Below are 17,938 nucleotides of genomic sequence, written 5' to 3'. Positions count from 1 at the left end.
GCTGAGCCCGGAGCCGCCGCGGTCCCGCACGCCTCATGCCCGGCTCTCCAGGTCTTGGGACATCGCGCGGATGCCGTCGTAGAGGCCGGGGCTCCCGGGCATGAAGCCGTCCAGGCGGAGCGCGCGGAGGATCTCGGTGCCCGCCGGGGAACCCGCCATCGCCAGCAGGGCCGCCTCGATGCCGCGAGCCGCGGCGCCCTGCCGCGACACGGTGAGGCAGCAGACCGGCGGGAAGCCCTGCCATGCGGAGCGGGCGACAACGTCAGTCGTCGAGGTGAGCCCAGGCTCCGTCTCGGCCATGGTCTCCCAGACGTAGCCGTCGATGGACCCGCTTTCCGCCAGGCCGCTGCTCACGGCCCGGACCACGTTCCGGTGGCCGTAGGCGAAGAAGGTGGCGCCAAAAAACGTCGCCGGGGACTGGTGCTCGCCCGCGAGGAGCCAACGGGTTGTCAGGCACCCGGAGTTGCTGTCCGGGTCGGAGAAGGCGTGGCTGCGGCCCCGGAGGTCCGCGAGCGACCTCGCCCGCAGGCTGGGGTCCGCGATGAGGTAGGACTGGTAGAGTGGGCGCCCGCGGTGCACCGGCACGGCGAGAACCGACAGCCTGTCGGCGTGCCGCACGTAGGGGAAGCCGCAGATCCAGGCGGCGTCGAGCTGCCCCGTGAGAAGGAGCGCGACAACCTCCTGGTAGGTCCGGCGCTTCACGAGCTCAACAGGGGTACCGAGCGCCGCCGCCATCTGGCTGGACAGCGCCCGCAGCAGGGCAAGGTCGGATTCGAGGAAGACTGGGGTGAGGCCGAAGCGGACCGGGGCCAGAGAGGTCGCACGGGCCCTGCGCGGCCCGGCCAGGGCCACGGCGGCCAGGACGGCCCTTCGGCCTGCGGGGCACGCTGGAGCCATTCGTTCCACCCCCAGGCGACCCACTTACGGGTTCTACCTGCAGCCCTGCATTCGGCGCTCCTTTCGCCGGATTGTCACGTGCTTTGCGAGCGGGGCGTCAGACGGGGGCGTGACGTGCCACGAGGCTCTTGGGGAGCAGGAAGGTCAGGAGGGCGCAGGCGGCGAGCATCGCGGCCGACCCCCAGAGGCATCCTTCCAGACCGGCGTACTGCGTCAGCACGCCCGACAGCAGGATCCCGCCCAGCCGTCCGGCCGCGTTGGCAGCGTAGTAGAAGCCGACGTCCTCGGCGGCCTTCTCGGACCCGGCGTAAGCCAGGATCAGGTAGGAGTGCAGTGAGGAATTCACAGCGAAGGCGAAGCCGAAGATGGCCAATCCGGCGACCACCACGAGGTCGGGGCGCCCGACCGCGCCCGTCGCCAGCACGATGCCGAGCACGACGGGGATGGCCGCGAGCGCCGTCCCCCAGAGCCGCGCCTCCGGCACCTCGCGGGATAGCCCGTCCGGGCTGCGGCGGACCACCTGCGGCGCCAGGCCCTGCACGCCGCCGTAGCCGATCGTCCAGGCGGCCAGGAAGGTCGAGACGCCGACGTAGTTCCAGCCCTGGCCATACAGGAACACCGGCAGGCCCACGACGAACCAGACGTCGCGGGAGCCGAACATGAAGACGCGGGCAGCCGCGAGCAGGTTGACGCCGCGGTTCTTGGCGAAGAGTTCCCTGAAGCTCCTGGACGCCTTGGCCCTGCCCAGCTCCCGGGGGAGCGACAGCAGCACGCCCACCAGGGCCACCACCAGCAACGCCACCAGCGCCCAGAGCGCCGGACGGAAGCCCGCGGCCTGGAGCAGGAAGCCCCCAAGGAAGAAGCCGAAGCCCTTCATGGCGTTCTTGGAGCCGGTGAACCAGGCGACCCAGCGGAACAACTGACCGGCGCCCTGCTGCGAGGACGCCTTGATGGCCGACTTCGAGGCCGTCTTGGTCAGGTCCTTGGCCACGCCGGAGATGCCCTGGGCGCAAACGACCCAAGCCACAGATGCCGCGGCGCTCCAGGCCGGGTCGAGCGCCGACAGCATCAGCAGGCCGCCGATCTGCAGCGTCAGGCCAATGGCCAGCATCCGCGGGATGCCGAACTTCGCGGCCAGCCACCCGCCCCCGAGGTTGGCGAAGATGCCCGCCGCCTCGTAGAGCAGGAACAGGAAGGCCAGTGTGAAGGGGGTGTAGCCGAGCTGGTAGAAGTGCAGCAGCACCAGCATCCGCAACGCCCCATCGGTGAGCGTGAAGCCCCAGTAGGCGCCGGTCACGATGATGTAGTTGCGGACGGCCGACATCAGACGCCGCGCTCCCCGACGATGCAGGCGAGGTCGACCATCCGGCAGGCGTAGCCCATCTCGTTGTCGTACCAGGCGTAGACCTTGAGCATGGTGCCGTCGGTCACCAGCGTGCTGGGCGCGTCGACGATGGCGCTGCGGGTGTCGTTGGCGTAGTCGGCGGAGACCAGCGGGCGCTCCTCGTAGCCGAGGATGCCCGCCAGCGGCCCGGCGGCGGCGTCGCGGAACAGGGCGTTCACCTCCTCCGCCGTGGTCTCGCGCCGCAGCTCGAAGACGGCGTCCGTCAGCGAGGCGTTCAGCACCGGCGCCCGGACGGCGTGGCCGTTCAGCCGCCCCTTGAGTTCCGGGTAGATGAGCGCGATCGCCGTGGCGCTGCCGGTGGTGGTCGGCTGCAGGGACAGCATGGCCGACCGGGCGCGCCGCAGGTCCTTGTGCGGGGCGTCCACCACGACGTTGGTGTTAGTCGGGTCGTGGATGGTGGTGATCTGGCCGTGCCGGATGCCGATGGCCTCGTGGACCACCTTCACCACCGGCGCCAGGCAGTTCGTCGTGCAGGAGGCCGCCGTCAGCAGGCGGTGCCGCGCCGGGTCGTACTCGTGGTCGTTGACGCCCACCACGATGTTCAGGGCGGCCGCCGCCGGATCCTTCACCGGCGCCGCCACGATGACGCGCTTCACACCGCGGTCGAAGTACGCCTGGAGCTGCTCCTGCTTGAGGAACTTGCCCGTGCATTCCAGGACGACATCGCAGCCAAGGTCGCCCCAGGCGACGCCGCCCGGTGCCGTGGCGGCGCTGAAGCCGACGCGCCGGTCGCCAAGGCGCAGCGCGTCGCCGCCGTCCGCCGCGATCCGCTCGCGCCACCGCCCGTGGATGGTGTCGAACTCCAGCAGGTGCGCCGTGGCCTCGACGCCACCCTTGAGCTCGTTGACGTGGACCACGTCCAAACGGTTGCCCGCGCGCGGGTCGTCCACCTCGCGGAGGACGCCACCCATGGCGGCGCGCAGGGCCAGGCGGCCGATGCGGCCCATGCCGTTGATTCCGACGCGCATGTCAGCGCTCCCTTGCGACGGTGAGAGGGGATTCGCCGAGGTCGTCCACGCGGTGGCGCAGGGACAGCCGGTCGAGCGCGTCCACCTTGAGATTGGTGAGGATGCCGAGGCGACGGTGCAGGCTGGCGTAGAGCTCGTTGACCATCAGCTGGCGGTCCGGAGACCCGGCCTCGTAGCGGCCGGGGCCGGGCAGCGGCCATGACGCCGTGATGGCCTGCCCGCCGAAGTCGGGGCAGTGCTGGCCCTGGAGCTCGTCGCAGAGGGTGATGACGAAATCCATCCTCGGCGCGTCCGGCCCCTGGAACTCGCGGTAGGACTTGCTGCGCACCGCGGAGACGTCGTGGCCGAGGCTCTCCAGCTTGCGCAGGACTTCCGCCATTGGCCGCGCCGCCGGATCGGAGCCCGCCGAGTAGGCGCGGAAGCGGCCGCCGCCGAGCTTGTTCAGGATGGCCTCGGCCATGACCGAGCGGGCCGAGTTCCGGGTGCACAGGAACAGCACGTTGAAGGCGGCGACCATGGGGCCGTCCCGCAGGGGTGCTGCCGCCGGTGCCGGAGTCAGGCTGCCGCACAGTTCCGGGCGGCCACCGCAGCAGGTCTCGGTCAGGAAGGTGACGACGTGCCGCAGCCGGTCGATCTGGGCGGCGTAGATGAGGCTGCGCCCCTGCCGCGTGGAGCGGATCAGCCCGACCTGCTCCAGGCCCCTGAGGTGGAAGGACAGCGTGGACGGGACGATGCCGAGCCGCTCCGCCAGGACGCCCGCTGGCAACCCGTCCGGCCCGGCGTCCAGCAGGGTGCGGAGCAGGTCGAGGCGGGAACCCTGGCCGAGGGCGGAGAACACGGACGCGGCTTCGGTGGCTTCCATGCTGTCGCCATAGTCGAACGGCGCGGCCGTGTCCCCCGCGGGCCGCGGCCCGGCGCAGCCACCGCCACCGGCGGCCGACGGGCGCCGACCAGCGGCAGGGGGGTCGAGGTCTCGGGGGTCACGGCCGCGCATCGCCCTTAGCCCGCCGGGCGCCGGTCCATGATGACGCGGTTGCGCACCGCGTCCTGGATGGCGCGGAGCCGCTCCGCCGGTAACGGCACGAGCCCGATGCGGGCCAGGTAGCCTTCCCGGCCCAGGGCGTGATCAGAGGCGTACTCGGCGAGGAATTCCTTGAGGCCGGGCACGCGGTCGATGTTCGGCCGCTTCACGTACAGGAACAGCGGGCGGGAGAGCGGGTACTGGCCAGAGGCGATGGTCTCCACCGTGTCGTCGACCCCGCCGACCATCGAACCCTCGATGCGGTCGCGGGCGGCCTCCAGGAAGCTGAACCCGAAGATGCCCAGGGTGCCGTCGGCGCCGTTCGCGATTTTGGCCACGATGGCATGATCGTCCTCACCGGCGTCGGTCCAGCGGCCGTCCTCGCGCACCGTGGAGCAGACCCGGGTCCGCTCGGCGGCTTCCTCGATGGCCTGGACCTCCGGTGCCGTGCGGCACGCGGGGATCATCGCCAGTTCGGTGAAGCTGTCGCGCGTGCCCGAGGTCGGCGGCGGGCCGATGACGCGGATCGGCCAGTCCGGCAGCTCCGGCGAGATCTGGCGCCACGAGGTGTAGGGGTTCGGCACGAGCCGCCCGTCCCGCGGCACCTGCTTGGCAACGCCGAGCCAGAGCTGAGCCAGCGTGAAGTTCGGCGAGGCGAGGCCCTTCCGGTGGGCGACGACGATGCCGTCGTAGCCGATGGGGATCTCCATGATCTCGTTGACGCCGTTCCGCACGCACAGGGCGAACTCGCCCGCGTTGATGCGGCGCGAGGCGTCCTGCACGTCCGGGTTGCCGAGGCCGTTGCTGCGGCAGAACTGGGCGAAGCCGTGCACCGTGCCGGTGCTGGCCACCCGGACCCGCTCCCCGCCCGCTGCCTTACCGACCGCCTCGGCGACGGCCCGGCTGAACGGGGCCACCGTGGAGCTGCCGGTGACCTGGGTGACCTCTCGGGTCTCGGCCTGCGCGGGCGCGGCCACCCCGAGGAAAGCCGCCGCGGTCCCCGCCAGCGCGAGCAGCCTACCCGCCCGCGGCACCAAGGCCCCTGCCCGGTTTGGCTTCGTGGTCCCGGCCGCTGTGGCGCCGGACGTCGGCTTCGACGACATCGCCGTGAACTCCTGCTTCGCGCATATCGAACGTCGGTTCGATATTTGTGGAAACGTCGTATCATCTCGCCAAGAAGCTGTCTGTTTCAGTTCCGTGAACTCTCCCCGTCGGGGGAGGGGCATTTGATGCCAGTTGATGGCGGGCGTACGGCGCATCAGCGAAGCCCTGGCGGGCTGCCAGCCGTCCTGCCCGCGCCTGGCGGAAGCCGGATGGGAGCCTCCGCGCAGCCAACGACGTGCGCGGAACCCAGAGCGGTCAACCCTGTTTCTCGGCCTGCCGCCGCACCTCGTCGCTGGCCGACTAAGGCATGCCGAACCGGCGGCGCGCGGTCCCCCTGGAATCTATTCAAGATTCGGAGCCGATTCCGCTCGCGGAATCAGTCGGTTACGGGGCTCTTCCCCTACGGATCGCGCGGAACTTCACTACGGATCGCGCCGGAATGGCTTCCCTGGACGCAGTGACGCCGACGCGGCGGCGCCGGTGGCCGATTGACCCTGCGCATTTACCGTGGAGCTCCACGCCCTGTGGGGCGGCGCTTGCTGGCCGTGGAGTTCCACGGTATTCGCGTTGCCCCTTGGCACCGTCGAGGTCCGCCGAGAAACAAGGATTGGGCGCTGCATGGGCACGCCACCGATAGCAGAACGCGACAAGGAACTGCTGCGGCTGCTGCGGTCCGAGTTCGGGTTCGACCTCGAAGGCTGGCTGCGGGCGCACGGCGCCAAGCTGTACTCGGACGCTCTCAGGAGCGTCCTGCACGCGTACTCGCGCGGCCCCGTCGCGGCCAGCGGCGGGTCGGAGCCGATAGGCGAGGCCGCCAGGCAAAGATTTCTCCGGTCGCGCCAGCGCCACGAGGACGATTGGCTGCTGCGCCACGTGCTGGACCCGGTTTCCCCTGACTGCCTGCTTCCTCCGGACCGGGCGAAAGCGCTGCGCGCCCGGCTGCTGGCCAAGCTCCGCGACCGGGCGCGGATCGCCCGTGGCCCTGTCCTGACGGTCCGCGTTTCCGAGGAGACGGCCCTCGGGCTGGACGAGATCGGCCGCAGGCTGTTCGGGTGCACGAGCCGCTCGGAGACGGTGAAGGCGATGGCCCGGGTCGCGACCACGCACCTGAGGTCATCAGAAGGAAAACGGGATGGGTCGGGCGCCGGGTAACCGGGGCTGCCCGCCGCCACGCCGTCGGGGAAAGGACAACCACCATGGGCCGCCGCACGACGCCGAGGCGTGAGAGGATGGCCGCCATGCTGCTCCAGCAGGAGGTCGGCGACGATTGCTTCGCGTGGCTGGCCAAAGCTGGCGTGGCGATGCGGCACCCGGGCGTGCTGAGGCGCGTCGGGCAGTACCGGGAGGCTGGGGGGCCGGAACCCATCCTGGCCTTCCCGCCCGAGGCGACCGACGAAGAGCACAACGCGCTCGCAGATTCATTCCCGGTGCGCCGCACGGCGTGGCGCGCAGCACGTGGCGCCGCGCAGGCGGATTGGCTGACCCGGCACGTGCTGAATCCGCACTCGCCCGACTTGCTGGTGACCGAGAAGTTCGCCGTGGCCACGCGGGCGCGGCTGCTGGCGAAGCTGCGTGACGAGGTGCGCCGGGCAGAGGATTTCCGCACCATCCGAATAGACGCCGAGACTGCCGGATGGCTGGACACGCTGGCCAGTTACAACGGGCTGGGCAGCCGGTCGGCGGCCGTCGAGATGATGGTCCGTGTCGTCATGGAGGCGTCCGGCGGCAAGGCGTCCGCGAAGGATTGACGCCCGGTCATGCGGGCCGTCGCGCGGCCGTCGCCTCCGTCCCGCCGCGCGGCGCCGTTCCTGTGATTGGACCGGCGATCGCGTCGGCGCCACCTTCGCCGCCGCACGCCAGCAAGGCTTGGTCGTTGGTCACCAAGGACGGCGTGCGCGGAAGCAGAAGGAATGCGCATGCCCGGCAAGGACACGACGTTCATCGGCCACACCCCTGCCCCGCTGGCACGCCCGGAGGGACAGCCGCCGGTGGTGCAGGGCGCCGACGGGTCCTGGATGCTGGAGCTGTCGCGGGGCCCCGAGGGCGCGTTCGCTTTCGCCTACGAGCGGGTCGGCGGCATCGTCCGCGTGACCGGCCAAGCGGTGCTGCGGCATCCGGCCGGTCATGTGCTCCAGCCGGTCACCGTCGTTCTGCGCGAGGAGGACGCCGGGAAGCTGGGCGCAGGAATCCTTGGCATCATCGGATCATGAGAGCCGATAGGCGGTCGCGTCGAGACGCGGCGGGCCACAGCCAAATCGGCATAACCCTCTGTGACATTCGCCTGTCGCCGCCCGAGCCAAGCGACTATAGGCTGCCGGGAATTCGCGGATGGCATCCATGGCCGACGACAGCATTGAAACCCCGGCAAAGCCTGGAACCTACCGGCCCGGCGTCGTGATCGGCGCAAGGGTCGCCCTCGCGCACATCACGGAGACTGCTCGAGAGCCCTGCTACGCCATCACCTTCCGGCATCCTCCCCTCTCGGACAGGACGCTCGCGTTCACATCGAGGGGACGCGATCAGCTCATCGATGCGCTCGGCTCCGCACCTGTCGGGCACCTGGTGACCCGGGTGGCGGGCTCGGACATGGCCGCTTTCGATGCGGGGATGGCTGCATTCCAGCAGGCGTCCAGCGGCATGGGATCGGCCGCCAATGCCGGGAACATCAATGACTACGCGACCCGGTCGATGGTCGCCGAGGTGAGCGCCTCGCCGACTTCAAACGATCTCGTCCTCGTCTCTGGACGGCTTCATGAAGGCGGCACCTTCGACATCATCTTGCCGCCGCACGTGGTCCCCGTCCTGATCGGGATGCTGCTCGACTGAGACGCAAGCGAGGCGAGGTGCGGCACCCTCAAGCACGATAGTTCCCAGCGTAATCCTCTGCGGAACGTACGGCCTCGCCCTCTCCACGAGGCGAGCCATCTCGGATGTGGGATCGATCATCGGTTGTCCTCCTGACCTGCCACAACGGAGCAGCGTGCCCCATGTTCGGTCATGGGGGCTGGAAATGGAGCCCTCCAAGCTATCGGCCCGTGCCGATCACCTTACCGCCGCCTGCCCTTAGGCCGCGCCGCATCGAGCAGGCTCCTGCAGCGTTCGAGCGTCCGTTCGTCGACGCACTGTTCCCAGGGCGACCGGCCCAATGCGGGGTGCTTGCCGCGTAGCCACATGTGCGCCCAGTCCGGCTGACCGGGGAAGCGGGCCATCACCTCCGCCTCCAGCCTGCTCCGGCAGCCTGCCACAACGGCGGCAGCCTCCGCCTCCTTGTCGAGGCGGCGCCTCTCGGCTTCCCGGGTCGCCATGATGCGGTCCCGCTCGCCCGCCATCGCCTCGCTGATGCGGTTCCTCGCCTGCCAGTCCAGGGCGAACTGCCCCTCGTCGAGGGGCAGCCCGGTTGCGGCGCTGACCGCATCACAGACCCAGGTCGTGCCCGCATGTTGACCCATCAAGGCGACGGCTCGTGTCATCAGGGTGCCCACGAAGTCCCCTGACTCTTGGCGGCGGCGTTCCGCAGCCTGCCGCGCGAACTCCTCGCGCTCGAGGCGTGCGGCCTCCTGCCGGGCACGCGCCTCGTCCCGGCGCCTCAGCCGCACCGCATCCAGCGGCAGGCCCAGCAAGCCGCCCTCGTACGGACTGGCTTGCGGCTGGACCATCCTCTCGAGCTCATCGAGCCTTCGCATGAGGCGCCCGAAGCCCTCGCCGCCCTCCTCGGCCAGCACACGAGGCACCGCACCGAACTCGGGGACAGCCCTCTCCAGCCAGCCTGCCGTGTCCGCCCAGGGCAGCCCAGCCGCCTTCAGCATGGTGCCCAGCTTGTCCTGGAGTTCACCTTGGCGGCGCCTCGCCTCACTCGCCGCCTCCATCCGCTGCCTGGCTTCCCACCCGACGGTCTGGGCGGCCACCCAGCCCTGGCGGACGCGCATCAGCAGGCCGCGCTCCGCCAGCCAGTCGGCGTAGTCGGCGATGACCTCGTGGGGCGGGCGGAAGCCCGGCACGCGCTCCTGGATGTGCGCGACCAGCTCCGGCTCCCAGTTCCGCCGGATCTGGAACGGCGCCTTGAGCATCTGCCGCTTCTGGAGGGTCCTGAGCGCGGCGTCGCCCGTCACCCAGTGGCCAGCGGCGCCAATGGCGACATGGTCCAGGAACGCCGCCTGCCACGTCTCGGCGACTACCGCGAAGCATCCGTCACCGGGGACGGCCCGGCCGACGAACCCGCCGAAGCCAGCGTCCACGGCCCTGATGCGCCAGCTGGAGTGGCCAGGGCTCACCGGCTCAACCCAGGCGCCCGCGATCTCGTCGGCGATCCGGCCATGGAGCCGCTGCAAGCGCCGCTTCTCGACTGCCGCCCGCTCCGCCGCGATGCGCCGCAGGCGCTCCTCCTCAACGGCGACCTTGGCGTTGTGCAGCCAGTGGCGGGGCGCCGCGCGCAGGACATGCTCGGCGTGCTCGGCACGGGAGGCGTGCCGGGGAACACGGGAGAGGTCTATCTCGACCGCGGGCAGGTTCCGCTCCCGCAGGAGGGCCAGCTTCTCGGGGCCGCAGGGATGGCGGACGTGGAACTCGAGGAGCAGCTCCCTGCCCCGGCCGCGGATGACGGCATCGGGCCGCAGGCCACCCATGTCGACCTCGGCCTCCGCCGCCTCGTAGGGGAAGACGGTGGCGAAGGCGACGTCCTGGCGCAGGCCGTCGACCTCGGCCACCGCGTCCGGCAGGAGGATGTCGCGGGCTTCCAGCACGATCTCCTTGGCCAGCCGGTGCAGGGTGGTTTCCCATGCGCCGACGCAAGCGCGGTCCACGTGGTGGGCGAAGTGGTGGACCTTGATGGCACCCTTGCGGGCCACCAGCCGCTCGCCGCAGCCTGGGCAGCGGCACCGGCACGCCAGCCCCGAGGCCACCTCCGACACGTGGGCCAGGCGGCCATCCTCGGCCAAGCCGTAGGGGAGCCGGGTGCCGTCCCTGTCCAAGTCATGCATCGCGGGAGGCTGGCAGCTGGTTGGTCCGTCCATGGCGCCGGTGAGCTTCGGGGAGGCGGCAGCATAGCATCAACTCGCTGGTTCGGAGCCCCGCCGGACGAGCAGGTCGGCCCCCGCGATGGCTTTGGCTGCCCCGCGGAGGCCATCGTTCAGCCCAACAGCCGACAAGCTGTCCTGCGACTTTGCCAGCCTCGGCATCCCACCGTGGAGGTTCAGATGCGTCGGATCGTAGTGGCGGCAGCAGCCGCAATGACAGCGAGTCTGCTCACGCTGGCGGCGCACAACGCGTCCGCGGCCCCTGCCGCCAGCATCCTGGCTGCCCCGCCAGCCGCTGCCCAGACCGTGCAGTACTGGGACCAGCGGCCGTACGACGGCAACTGGGAGCGGCGCCAGCAGTGGCGGGAGTGGCGCCGGGAGCGGGACGAGGCCCTCATCGCCGAGGCCGCGCGGCGCGAAGCCTGGCGCATCGAGCAGGAACGCGAGCAACGCCGGGCGTGGCGGCACCAGCAAGGTTATGGCCCGCGCTACGAACGCGGTTGGTGATTGGAGGCTAGGAAGCGGCACCTCTAGGGAAGCCGCCCCTTCACCCAGTTGAAGGGCCGAAAAGCGCTGCGCGTACCAGAGCCTCGGTGTCCTCATCGCGCACTGAGATGCGCACCGGCACGTCCCTCGTAAATGGCCGCTTCAGGTTCCGTGCATGCACCTCAACCCGGATCGAGCCGCCGTTTCCGGGGAGGCGGTCGAGCCGCGCCACCACGGCCTGCGTCCATACCCTCGGTTGGACGTGATGGCGGAGAAGCTCGCATTCGAGATCCCATCGCGCCTGCAGGCGTACAGGCGCTCCACCTCGCCAGTAGAAATCCTCCGGATCCCGCGGTTTGGGTTGGCGCGGGAACAAGGAATCCACGGGAACTCGCAACTCCTCCATTGGACTGCGGTAGCCCAAGCCGCTGAGCATCTCGCTACCGTGCAAGCCAGGCATTCCCGGCAGGGGCCCAAGACCGGCATCCCGCATGATCTTCTGCATGCGTTCGTGCTCCGCCAAAGCGGATCCGTATGCGCCGCCCGCCTCGGCAATGCGCATGGCCTCGAGAACTGACATCGTCCTGTTCGGCTTCACAGTGTCCGGGGTCGGCTGGGCCACCTCTCGGTAGATTTTACGCCAGCCGGGGGCTTTGGGCGGCGGCCGGAGCGACGTCGGAACAGGCTGCGCAACAGCATTTGCCTTCCCCGCCGCCTTCTTCTTGGGACCATCATCGAGATCCTTGAGAAGCAGTCCGGCTGTTGCCTCCAGGGATACCCGAACACCTTCTGCGGCAGCGACACCGACGTTCTCCAGGCAGAATTTGAATGATGCGTCGAACTCCGGCCGCTGCCGCTGCTTCGGCAGGTTGTCGATGAGGGCGCGTGCCTCTTCAAGCCAGGTGTCGTACGCGGTGTTGTAGGTGGCGAGCTGCTTCTCCGTCGGCCCAACCCAGTCGAACGGTCCCTCGAGTTCCGCGAGGTCGAAGGGCTGGCCTGCGGCAGGTGTGAACGGATCCTTTTCGTCCGCCTCGGTTGGCCTGGGGAACTCGACCACCCGCGGGTGTCGAGCCTGGAGTTCCGCCAGCAGAGCCTCTACCCGTTCCTCGGCCAGGACCGGGTATCGCACCACATCAAGCGGAACGACCCTAGCTGGGGCATCTTGCAGGCGCACCTCGACCGCGATGGCTGGACCATCGCCCTCCATCTCCTCCAGGCGCCTTTCCAGCTCCTTGATCCGCTTGTCGCGCGTGTCCGGCTCGTCGGGCAGTTGCCAGCCCGGTCGCGTGGTACGCACCACCGGCAGACCGTGGCCCGCCGCCTTTTCGAGAGGCCCGCTGTCGGCGGTGAGGACGGTGCAGTCCTCGCCGATCACGTCGCGGAAGTGCAAGACATCGGCGACGAAGGCATCATCCCCAAGGATGAAGGGAGCCTCCAGGTCAGGCGGCACTGCCCAAGCCCCAGGGCGCGGTGGCGCCATCTCAAGGGTCACCCTTGGATCGGCGGCCCGCAGCTCCACCGGCTGCTTCGTCTCCACCACCTCGGCGATGACAGCCGCGTACTTGCGCGCCCTCTTCTGCGGGCGCCCCTGTAGCTCGAACTTCTTCTTGTCAAGTTCCCGAGCGGTGTTGCGGCAGATCACCAATCTGATGTGGTCGTCCCCAGTGATCTGCGCCCACGGGATAGCTGCCGGATCTTGGTGGTGCAGGAAGAAGTTGGTGTCGGGGAAGACGATCATGGGCGAGCTCCGGCGGCAGCGTCCGGCGACTGGAAGCCGCAACTGCGCTGCCATGGAATCTGCCTCGTTTCTCGGCTGCGATCCAGCCGGTGTTTCACGTTTCAGAAGGCTCGTCAGCGGGATCAGCAAGGCGCCACGCCCGCCACGACGCACGTCGTGATGGTGGGGGCTCCCGGGTTTGAATCCTTGTTGTATTGTTGACGGAGCACGCCGCCGGGCGCCGCTGCCCGCCGGTGGGCAGGCCCGCGCGCGGCGGGACCGGATGTAACCATGCGCTTCGTGGCCGACGGCCCTGACATCCCCGACGCCGTCCGGCGCGCCCTGGAGGACGAGGAACTGGTCCTGTTCTGCGGAGCAGGTGTGTCCATGTCCACCGGGCCCGGCGTCGCCGGAATGCCTTCCTTCAGCCAACTGGTGAACAGCGTCACGGGGGCGCTGCGGCAGGTCCTAAATGACCAGGAGCAGGCTGCCCTCACGGGGTACCAGTACGATCGCGCCCTACACCTGCTGGAGCAGCGCCTGGGCCGAAACCGGGTGCGGCAGGCGGTTGTCGACGTGCTGACGGTCACGGCGCCGTTCGAACGCCACAAGGCGGTGCTCGAGTTGGCCCGGCTGCGGGACGGCGGCTTCCGCATGGTGACCACCAACTTCGACCCGCAGTTCGACCATGCTGCCAAGGCCCTGGGCTACGAGGTCACCAACGACGTCGCGCCCATGCTGCCCGTGCCGAAGCAGCACCGTTGGCGCAGCGTCGCCTACCTTCACGGCAAGATCGCACCCGGCGCCACGGGCGAGCACACGTCGGTGCAGTCACTGGTCTACACCACCGGCGACTTCGGGCTGGCATACCTCACCGAGCGCTGGGCCAGTCGGTTCGTCACCGACCTGTTCACCAAGTACCCGGTGCTGTTCGTGGGATACAGCGTCGACGACCCGGTGATGCGCTACCTGATGGACGCCTTCGCCGCCGAGCGTCAGCTTGCTGGGTCATCAGCCAAACCGTCGCCACGAGCCTGGGCATTCGCGCCCTACCAGGATCCGACGGCCATGGCCCAGGAGGAGGAGGCGTGGCGCGCGAAGGGCGTCGAGCCCATCCCGTACGCGGCGCCCAATCACGACCACTCGCTGCTCTACGACACCCTCGCCGAGTGGGGGCAGCGGAAGAAGTTCGGGCTCACGGCACGCATCCGTGCGGCCGAGCGGGCCTCCGACATCATCCCGGTCCCCCCCTACTCCGTCGATCACGAGGTGGAGGCGGTGCGCTGGGCGCTGGAGGAACCGGCTGCCGTTCTCAGCTTCGCCAAGGCCGAGGTGCCTGCCCCGATCCAATGGCTGCCGGTGCTCGAGGAGTGGCAACTCCTCGGCGTGCGCGCAAGCCTCCCCGCGACGGGTGCGTCGGTGTCCCAGACCCCCCAGGACGTGGCGGCACGCTGGGTCTCGCCAACCCACTTCCAGCTGATGGTCTGGCTGACGCGGCACCTGGACAAGCCGGAGCTGCTCGACTGGGTGCTGAAAGGTGGCAGCCCTCACCCCGCCCTGCAGACGGCGATCTTGGACCGCTTGGATGAACCCGCCGCCGCGCCGGGTGCCGTCGCGAAGCCGAACGAGAAACCTCATCTCGACACCGGGTTGGAGGCGGCCTGGCGCCTGGTCGCGCATCCTATGGCCCGCGCGCCCATGGCGGACCTCGCGGACGTTCACGCGTGCTGGACGCGCCTCAAGGGCGGGGCGGACGACCATGTCACCCGGCAGGACTTCACGCGGATGATGGCCCCTATCCCACGGATCAAGCGCACCCATCCGTTTTTCGAGCCGAGTGCGCCGCCTCCTGGAGGAACCGCCTCCTTCCGTCTGCCAACGGCTGGAGACCACGTCGCCATCGACATCGAGCTGGCCTGCGGCGACATGCTCGAATCCCTGCTCGAGGCAGTCCGGGGCCGGACGGCCTTTCTCGCGGCGGTGGCGGATGACCTGATCAGCCAGCTGAAGCGCGCGCTCGACCTGTTTGCCCTGGTGGGGCAGGCGGGCGAAACCAGCGATCCGCTCCCTGTCATGTACCGCCCGGTCCGACCCGGCCCCGAGGCCCGCGGTTACGAGGACTGGACGCGGTTGATCGACGTGACGCGGGATTCGATGGAGGCGTTGAGGGAAACGAACGCCCAGGCGGCGGATGCCCTTCTGCTCCGCTGGCGGGCGCTCCCTTACGTCCTGTTTCAGAGGATGGCTCTCGATGCCTACGCAGTCTGAAGCGCGCTTGGCGGCAGGTCTCGACTACCTGCTGTCCGGCGACATCCTGTGGTCAAGGCGTCACGAACCGGAAAGCATGCGCCTCCTGGGGCGGCTCTGGCGGGAACTGCCCGAGGAAAGCGCCGCCCGGCTGGCCGGGAGGGCTGTCGCCGGTCCACCAGATGTCGAGGATGCCGACCGGCGGGCGTGGCAGCTCGCCTCGAGGCTGGCCGAGATGCGCGACGCGGGCGACAGACCGCTGCCGCCCGAAGCATCCGCTCTCCTTGCGGCCTACGAGGCGGCGCACGGCCCCGTGGAAGCGCCGTCGTCGGTGAGGCTCGGGTTCGAGTTCGAACGCCTGGGCGTGCCTGATCGCGCGGGCGTGTCGGAGAGGGAGATGCGCGCGCTGAAGCTGGAGGAGCTCGTCTCGCTCCTGCAAGAGCCCGCCGTCCGCCAGCACCGCGCCTTCGACGACACGCGAAAATCCCTGATGGCGCTCTGGGGCGAGGTGGTTCCGTCACGGCCAAAGGCGGCTGCGAGGGTGCTCGAGCAGCTCGCGGCCCGGGGGATTTGGCCGGGTGACACCTGGCAGGCCACGCTGGTTGCCTTCAGCGGGATGAAGCGGGGTTGTGCCAAGGCCGCCCTGTTCCGCCGAATGGCTCCCCTCCTGCTCCAGGCGCCGGACTCGTTCCTCCAGAACCGGGAAGTCGCCTGGGCCATCGGGTACTGGCTTCCGGGAGCCACGCGAGTAACCGCAGCGGATCCGGCCGACCTTTTCTGGCAGCTCTGGGACCGGCTGGCTCCGATCTTCTTCGCGCTACCTGTCTCTCTCGGCCCGGATACCAGCCCCCTGGACGCCGCGATCAACGAGCCGCCGGGGCGCCTGACCGAGGCGCTCCTGCACCGCTTCTTTGCCTACCAACCGAAAGTGGGCCAGGGCATTCCGGCGGAGGCGGAACTACGCCTGCGTCAGGTGACGTCCGGCGGCGGGGACGGCTTTCTGCTTGGACGCGTGATCCTGGCGCGCCACCTGACTGCCCTGTTCATGACACAGCAGGACTGGGCGCAGCAGCACTTGGTCCCGAAGTTCAGCTGGACGGTACCCCGCGAGGCCGCGGCCCTGTGGAAGGGCTTCATCGCCGGGGGTTCCATTCACCCCAAGGTCTTGTCGGCGCTCAAGGACGATCTCCTGGATACGCTGCGCCATCACGACAGCGAGGTGCACCGCTCGAAGGAGCAGCTCTGGTCGCTTTTGGTGATGGCGTGCATCGAGGTTCCCGGTCTCATCGAGGCAAAGGAAGCCCAATCCCTGCTCCGGTCGGCAGATCCGGAGGCACGCCGCCACGCCGCGTTCCAGTTGTACCGCATGATGCCGGATGACGCGGCGAAGGCAGCGGCTTTCTGGGAAGCCCGACTTGGCCCCTGGATCGACGAAGCCTGGCCCAAGGATGTCGGCCTGCGCGACGCGGGCAGTTCCGAAAACCTTGCACTGGCGGCAGCCGCTAGCGGGGAGGCTTTCCCGCTGGCCGTGGACCTGATCGCGGGCACGGTGGTCCGGTGCAACCAGCACTTCCGCCTTGTCCACAACTTGGCCGAGAACGACCTCCCCGAGCGGTTCCCAAATGACGTTCTGAAGCTACTCGACGCGATTACAGATGGCTTGGGGAACTCCTGGGATGGGCTGGGGCTACGCCGCCTGCTGAGACGCGTCTTGGACGCCAATCCGGATCTGAGCACGGATCCCCGGTACACTCAGCTGGACGCGAACCTGCGCCGACAGGGTGGTTGAGGCGGCACCCTGCGGCGACGCCATGAGAAGGCCATGTGGCAGCCCATGTGCAACCTTGCTGCCCACAGGCGCGGGGCGCCACCGGATCGGAGTTTTGCCGCACCGCGGTTTTCGCTGGATGAGCCGCTGTTCACGATCCGCGGAGCGACATGCCGCATCCGAATGACGATGGGCGCCCAGGTACATGCCTTTTGGTGCCGTTTTGAGAGTCTGCGCCCCGGCCGGTGGTCGGCGCACAGTCTCTGGAATGGCGTACTCGGCGCCCACTGCTAGGCATCTGATCCTACGAGATTTCGGGCATGGCCGTCGGTAGCCAGCGACACCGAACGCGTCGTGTCGGCCCGCGACGCCATGAATGTTGCAAGGAAAACCACAAGGATTCAGGGCGATAGATCGGCTTGCGGGAGGGATTGTCACCCGGTCTCAAGGCAGCTGGTGATGCCTCCTTTGCTGGCAAATCACACCGACGCATGCCTATTGCGCCGGGCGAGATGTTCCGCTTTTGTTCTGGGTATGACGACCGCCCTTCCCTTCCCTGAGGCGACTGAACCGGGTCCCCCTGGCCCGGCGGGGTACGTCGGCGGGCGCGAAAACGGGCACTGGGTCGTCATCCCCGCGCCCGCATAGGGCGCCCGGCGGCCCCTCCCGCGGGCCGCCACCAACACACCGACAACCACCCATCAGAGACAGGAGGCACCATGCTCATCATCGGTGAACGAGGAACCGTGCGCGGCGACGTCGAGGCGGAAGCCAGCAGGCTGGAGGCACTGGCGGCGGACCTGCGGCGGCTCGCGGCGGCCGGGATGCCGTCGGCGGCGGAGCTGTCGGAGGCGCCGCTGCTGGAGGGATGGGCCGTGACCTCGCGCCCGGTCATGTGCCTTGTCGGCGCCGTCACCGGCCATCCGCTGCTGGACGGCCCCTACTGCCGGACCTCAGACCTTTGGGCCTTCGCGCCGACCGTGGGCTGGGCGCGAACGTTGAACCGCCTCTATCGCCTCGGCGCCCCGCGCGCGCCCATGCCGGTCGTGCCGCCGCCCGCCGACCGGACCTGCTCCCTGGGCCTGCGGTGACACCATGCCAAACCCCATCCCCAGCACCTCCGCATCCGCCCCCTCACCTGCCCTGCCGCCCGGCAGCATGGGTGGCGCCGCCGCCCTGACCGGCGACGCGCTGGACCTCGCTATCGAAGGGCTGGCCGAAGCCGTCGAGGAGGAGATCGGCCACGAGCCGTTCCACCTCGGTCCCGTTCCGCCGCAGGCGCGGAAGCCAACGCCCCCGCCCGTCCACCAGCC

16 protein-coding genes are annotated in these 17,938 nt (G+C 69.5%); 8 read left to right on the top strand and 8 right to left on the bottom strand.

The genetic code is table 11. The annotated features are described in order from the left end of the window. Window positions 1-33 precede the first annotated feature (33 nt). The 5 genes from ACVMLK_RS00290 to ACVMLK_RS00270 all read right to left on the bottom strand — a co-directional run bounded on the left by ACVMLK_RS00290 (window position 34) and on the right by ACVMLK_RS00270 (window position 5,394). Window positions 34-852, bottom strand: coding sequence for a substrate-binding domain-containing protein (locus ACVMLK_RS00290; RefSeq protein WP_457485288.1), 819 nt, complete (start codon window positions 850-852; stop codon window positions 34-36). Between the two features lie 142 nt (window positions 853-994). Next, complete coding sequence (gene arsJ, locus ACVMLK_RS00285) at window positions 995-2,221, bottom strand: organoarsenical effux MFS transporter ArsJ (RefSeq protein WP_099095880.1); 1,227 nt, start codon at window positions 2,219-2,221, stop codon at window positions 995-997. Continuing rightward, on the bottom strand, window positions 2,221-3,270 hold the full coding sequence (locus ACVMLK_RS00280; RefSeq protein ID WP_099095879.1) for an ArsJ-associated glyceraldehyde-3-phosphate dehydrogenase: 1,050 nt from the start codon (window positions 3,268-3,270) through the stop codon (window positions 2,221-2,223). The genes arsJ and ACVMLK_RS00280 overlap by 1 nt, the downstream gene beginning before the upstream one ends. 1 nt (window position 3,271) lies before the next feature. After that, on the bottom strand, window positions 3,272-4,132 hold the full coding sequence (locus tag ACVMLK_RS00275) for a metalloregulator ArsR/SmtB family transcription factor (RefSeq protein WP_099095878.1): 861 nt from the start codon (window positions 4,130-4,132) through the stop codon (window positions 3,272-3,274). 137 nt (window positions 4,133-4,269) lie between these two features. After that, on the bottom strand, window positions 4,270-5,394 hold the full coding sequence (locus ACVMLK_RS00270) for a substrate-binding domain-containing protein (protein ID WP_109517859.1): 1,125 nt from the start codon (window positions 5,392-5,394) through the stop codon (window positions 4,270-4,272). A 619-nt stretch (window positions 5,395-6,013) separates the two neighbouring features. Between ACVMLK_RS00270 and ACVMLK_RS00265 the strand changes: the two genes are divergently transcribed. From ACVMLK_RS00265 to ACVMLK_RS00250, 4 genes are all read left to right on the top strand, one after another. Further along, window positions 6,014-6,547 carry a hypothetical protein gene (locus ACVMLK_RS00265; RefSeq protein WP_099095876.1) on the top strand — a complete coding sequence of 178 codons (534 nt, stop codon included), beginning with the start codon at window positions 6,014-6,016 and terminating at the stop codon, window positions 6,545-6,547. Between the two features lie 86 nt (window positions 6,548-6,633). Further along, complete coding sequence (locus ACVMLK_RS00260; RefSeq protein WP_141563146.1) at window positions 6,634-7,143, top strand: hypothetical protein; 510 nt, start codon at window positions 6,634-6,636, stop codon at window positions 7,141-7,143. 168 nt (window positions 7,144-7,311) lie between these two features. Next, window positions 7,312-7,605 (top strand): hypothetical protein, encoded by a 294-nt coding sequence (locus ACVMLK_RS00255; protein WP_141563145.1) that lies wholly within the window; start codon window positions 7,312-7,314, stop codon window positions 7,603-7,605. A 127-nt stretch (window positions 7,606-7,732) separates the two neighbouring features. Continuing rightward, window positions 7,733-8,221: a hypothetical protein gene (locus tag ACVMLK_RS00250; protein ID WP_099095873.1), complete on the top strand. Its 489-nt coding sequence runs from the start codon at window positions 7,733-7,735 to the stop codon at window positions 8,219-8,221. A 221-nt stretch (window positions 8,222-8,442) separates the two neighbouring features. Here the strand turns inward: ACVMLK_RS00250 and ACVMLK_RS00245 are convergent, their stop codons facing one another. Next, window positions 8,443-10,371, bottom strand: a complete 1,929-nt coding sequence (locus ACVMLK_RS00245) for a competence protein CoiA family protein (protein WP_099095872.1) — start codon at window positions 10,369-10,371, stop codon at window positions 8,443-8,445. A gap of 249 nt (window positions 10,372-10,620) precedes the next feature. Between ACVMLK_RS00245 and ACVMLK_RS00240 the strand changes: the two genes are divergently transcribed. Continuing rightward, window positions 10,621-10,914 carry a hypothetical protein gene (locus tag ACVMLK_RS00240; RefSeq protein WP_099095871.1) on the top strand — a complete coding sequence of 98 codons (294 nt, stop codon included), beginning with the start codon at window positions 10,621-10,623 and terminating at the stop codon, window positions 10,912-10,914. Between the two features lie 40 nt (window positions 10,915-10,954). On the opposite strand, the gene ACVMLK_RS00235 is transcribed toward ACVMLK_RS00240, so the two are convergent. Continuing rightward, entirely contained in the window at window positions 10,955-12,631 is a 1,677-nt protein-coding gene (locus ACVMLK_RS00235) for a hypothetical protein (RefSeq protein WP_099095870.1), read from the bottom strand. A gap of 270 nt (window positions 12,632-12,901) precedes the next feature. On the opposite strand from ACVMLK_RS00235, the gene ACVMLK_RS00230 reads away from it, so the two are divergent. The 3 genes from ACVMLK_RS00230 to ACVMLK_RS00220 all read left to right on the top strand — a co-directional run bounded on the left by ACVMLK_RS00230 (window position 12,902) and on the right by ACVMLK_RS00220 (window position 17,716). Then, the gene (locus tag ACVMLK_RS00230; RefSeq protein WP_457485287.1) at window positions 12,902-14,878 is read left to right on the top strand and encodes an SIR2 family protein; all 1,977 of its coding nucleotides are present in this window, start codon (window positions 12,902-12,904) and stop codon (window positions 14,876-14,878) included. A 7-nt stretch (window positions 14,879-14,885) separates the two neighbouring features. After that, window positions 14,886-16,646: a hypothetical protein gene (locus ACVMLK_RS00225; protein ID WP_457485286.1), complete on the top strand. Its 1,761-nt coding sequence runs from the start codon at window positions 14,886-14,888 to the stop codon at window positions 16,644-16,646. A 698-nt stretch (window positions 16,647-17,344) separates the two neighbouring features. Further along, window positions 17,345-17,716 carry a DUF6634 family protein gene (locus ACVMLK_RS00220; protein ID WP_099097337.1) on the top strand — a complete coding sequence of 124 codons (372 nt, stop codon included), beginning with the start codon at window positions 17,345-17,347 and terminating at the stop codon, window positions 17,714-17,716. Between the two features lie 43 nt (window positions 17,717-17,759). On the opposite strand, the gene ACVMLK_RS00215 is transcribed toward ACVMLK_RS00220, so the two are convergent. Next, on the bottom strand, window positions 17,760-17,882 hold the full coding sequence (locus ACVMLK_RS00215; protein ID WP_457485285.1) for a hypothetical protein: 123 nt from the start codon (window positions 17,880-17,882) through the stop codon (window positions 17,760-17,762). Window positions 17,883-17,938 lie beyond the last annotated feature (56 nt).

It is taken from the genome of Teichococcus aerofrigidensis, from assembly GCF_054073225.1.
The sequence above is the reverse complement of the archived record's forward strand: the minus strand, read 5'-3'. Positions and strand labels throughout refer to the sequence as shown.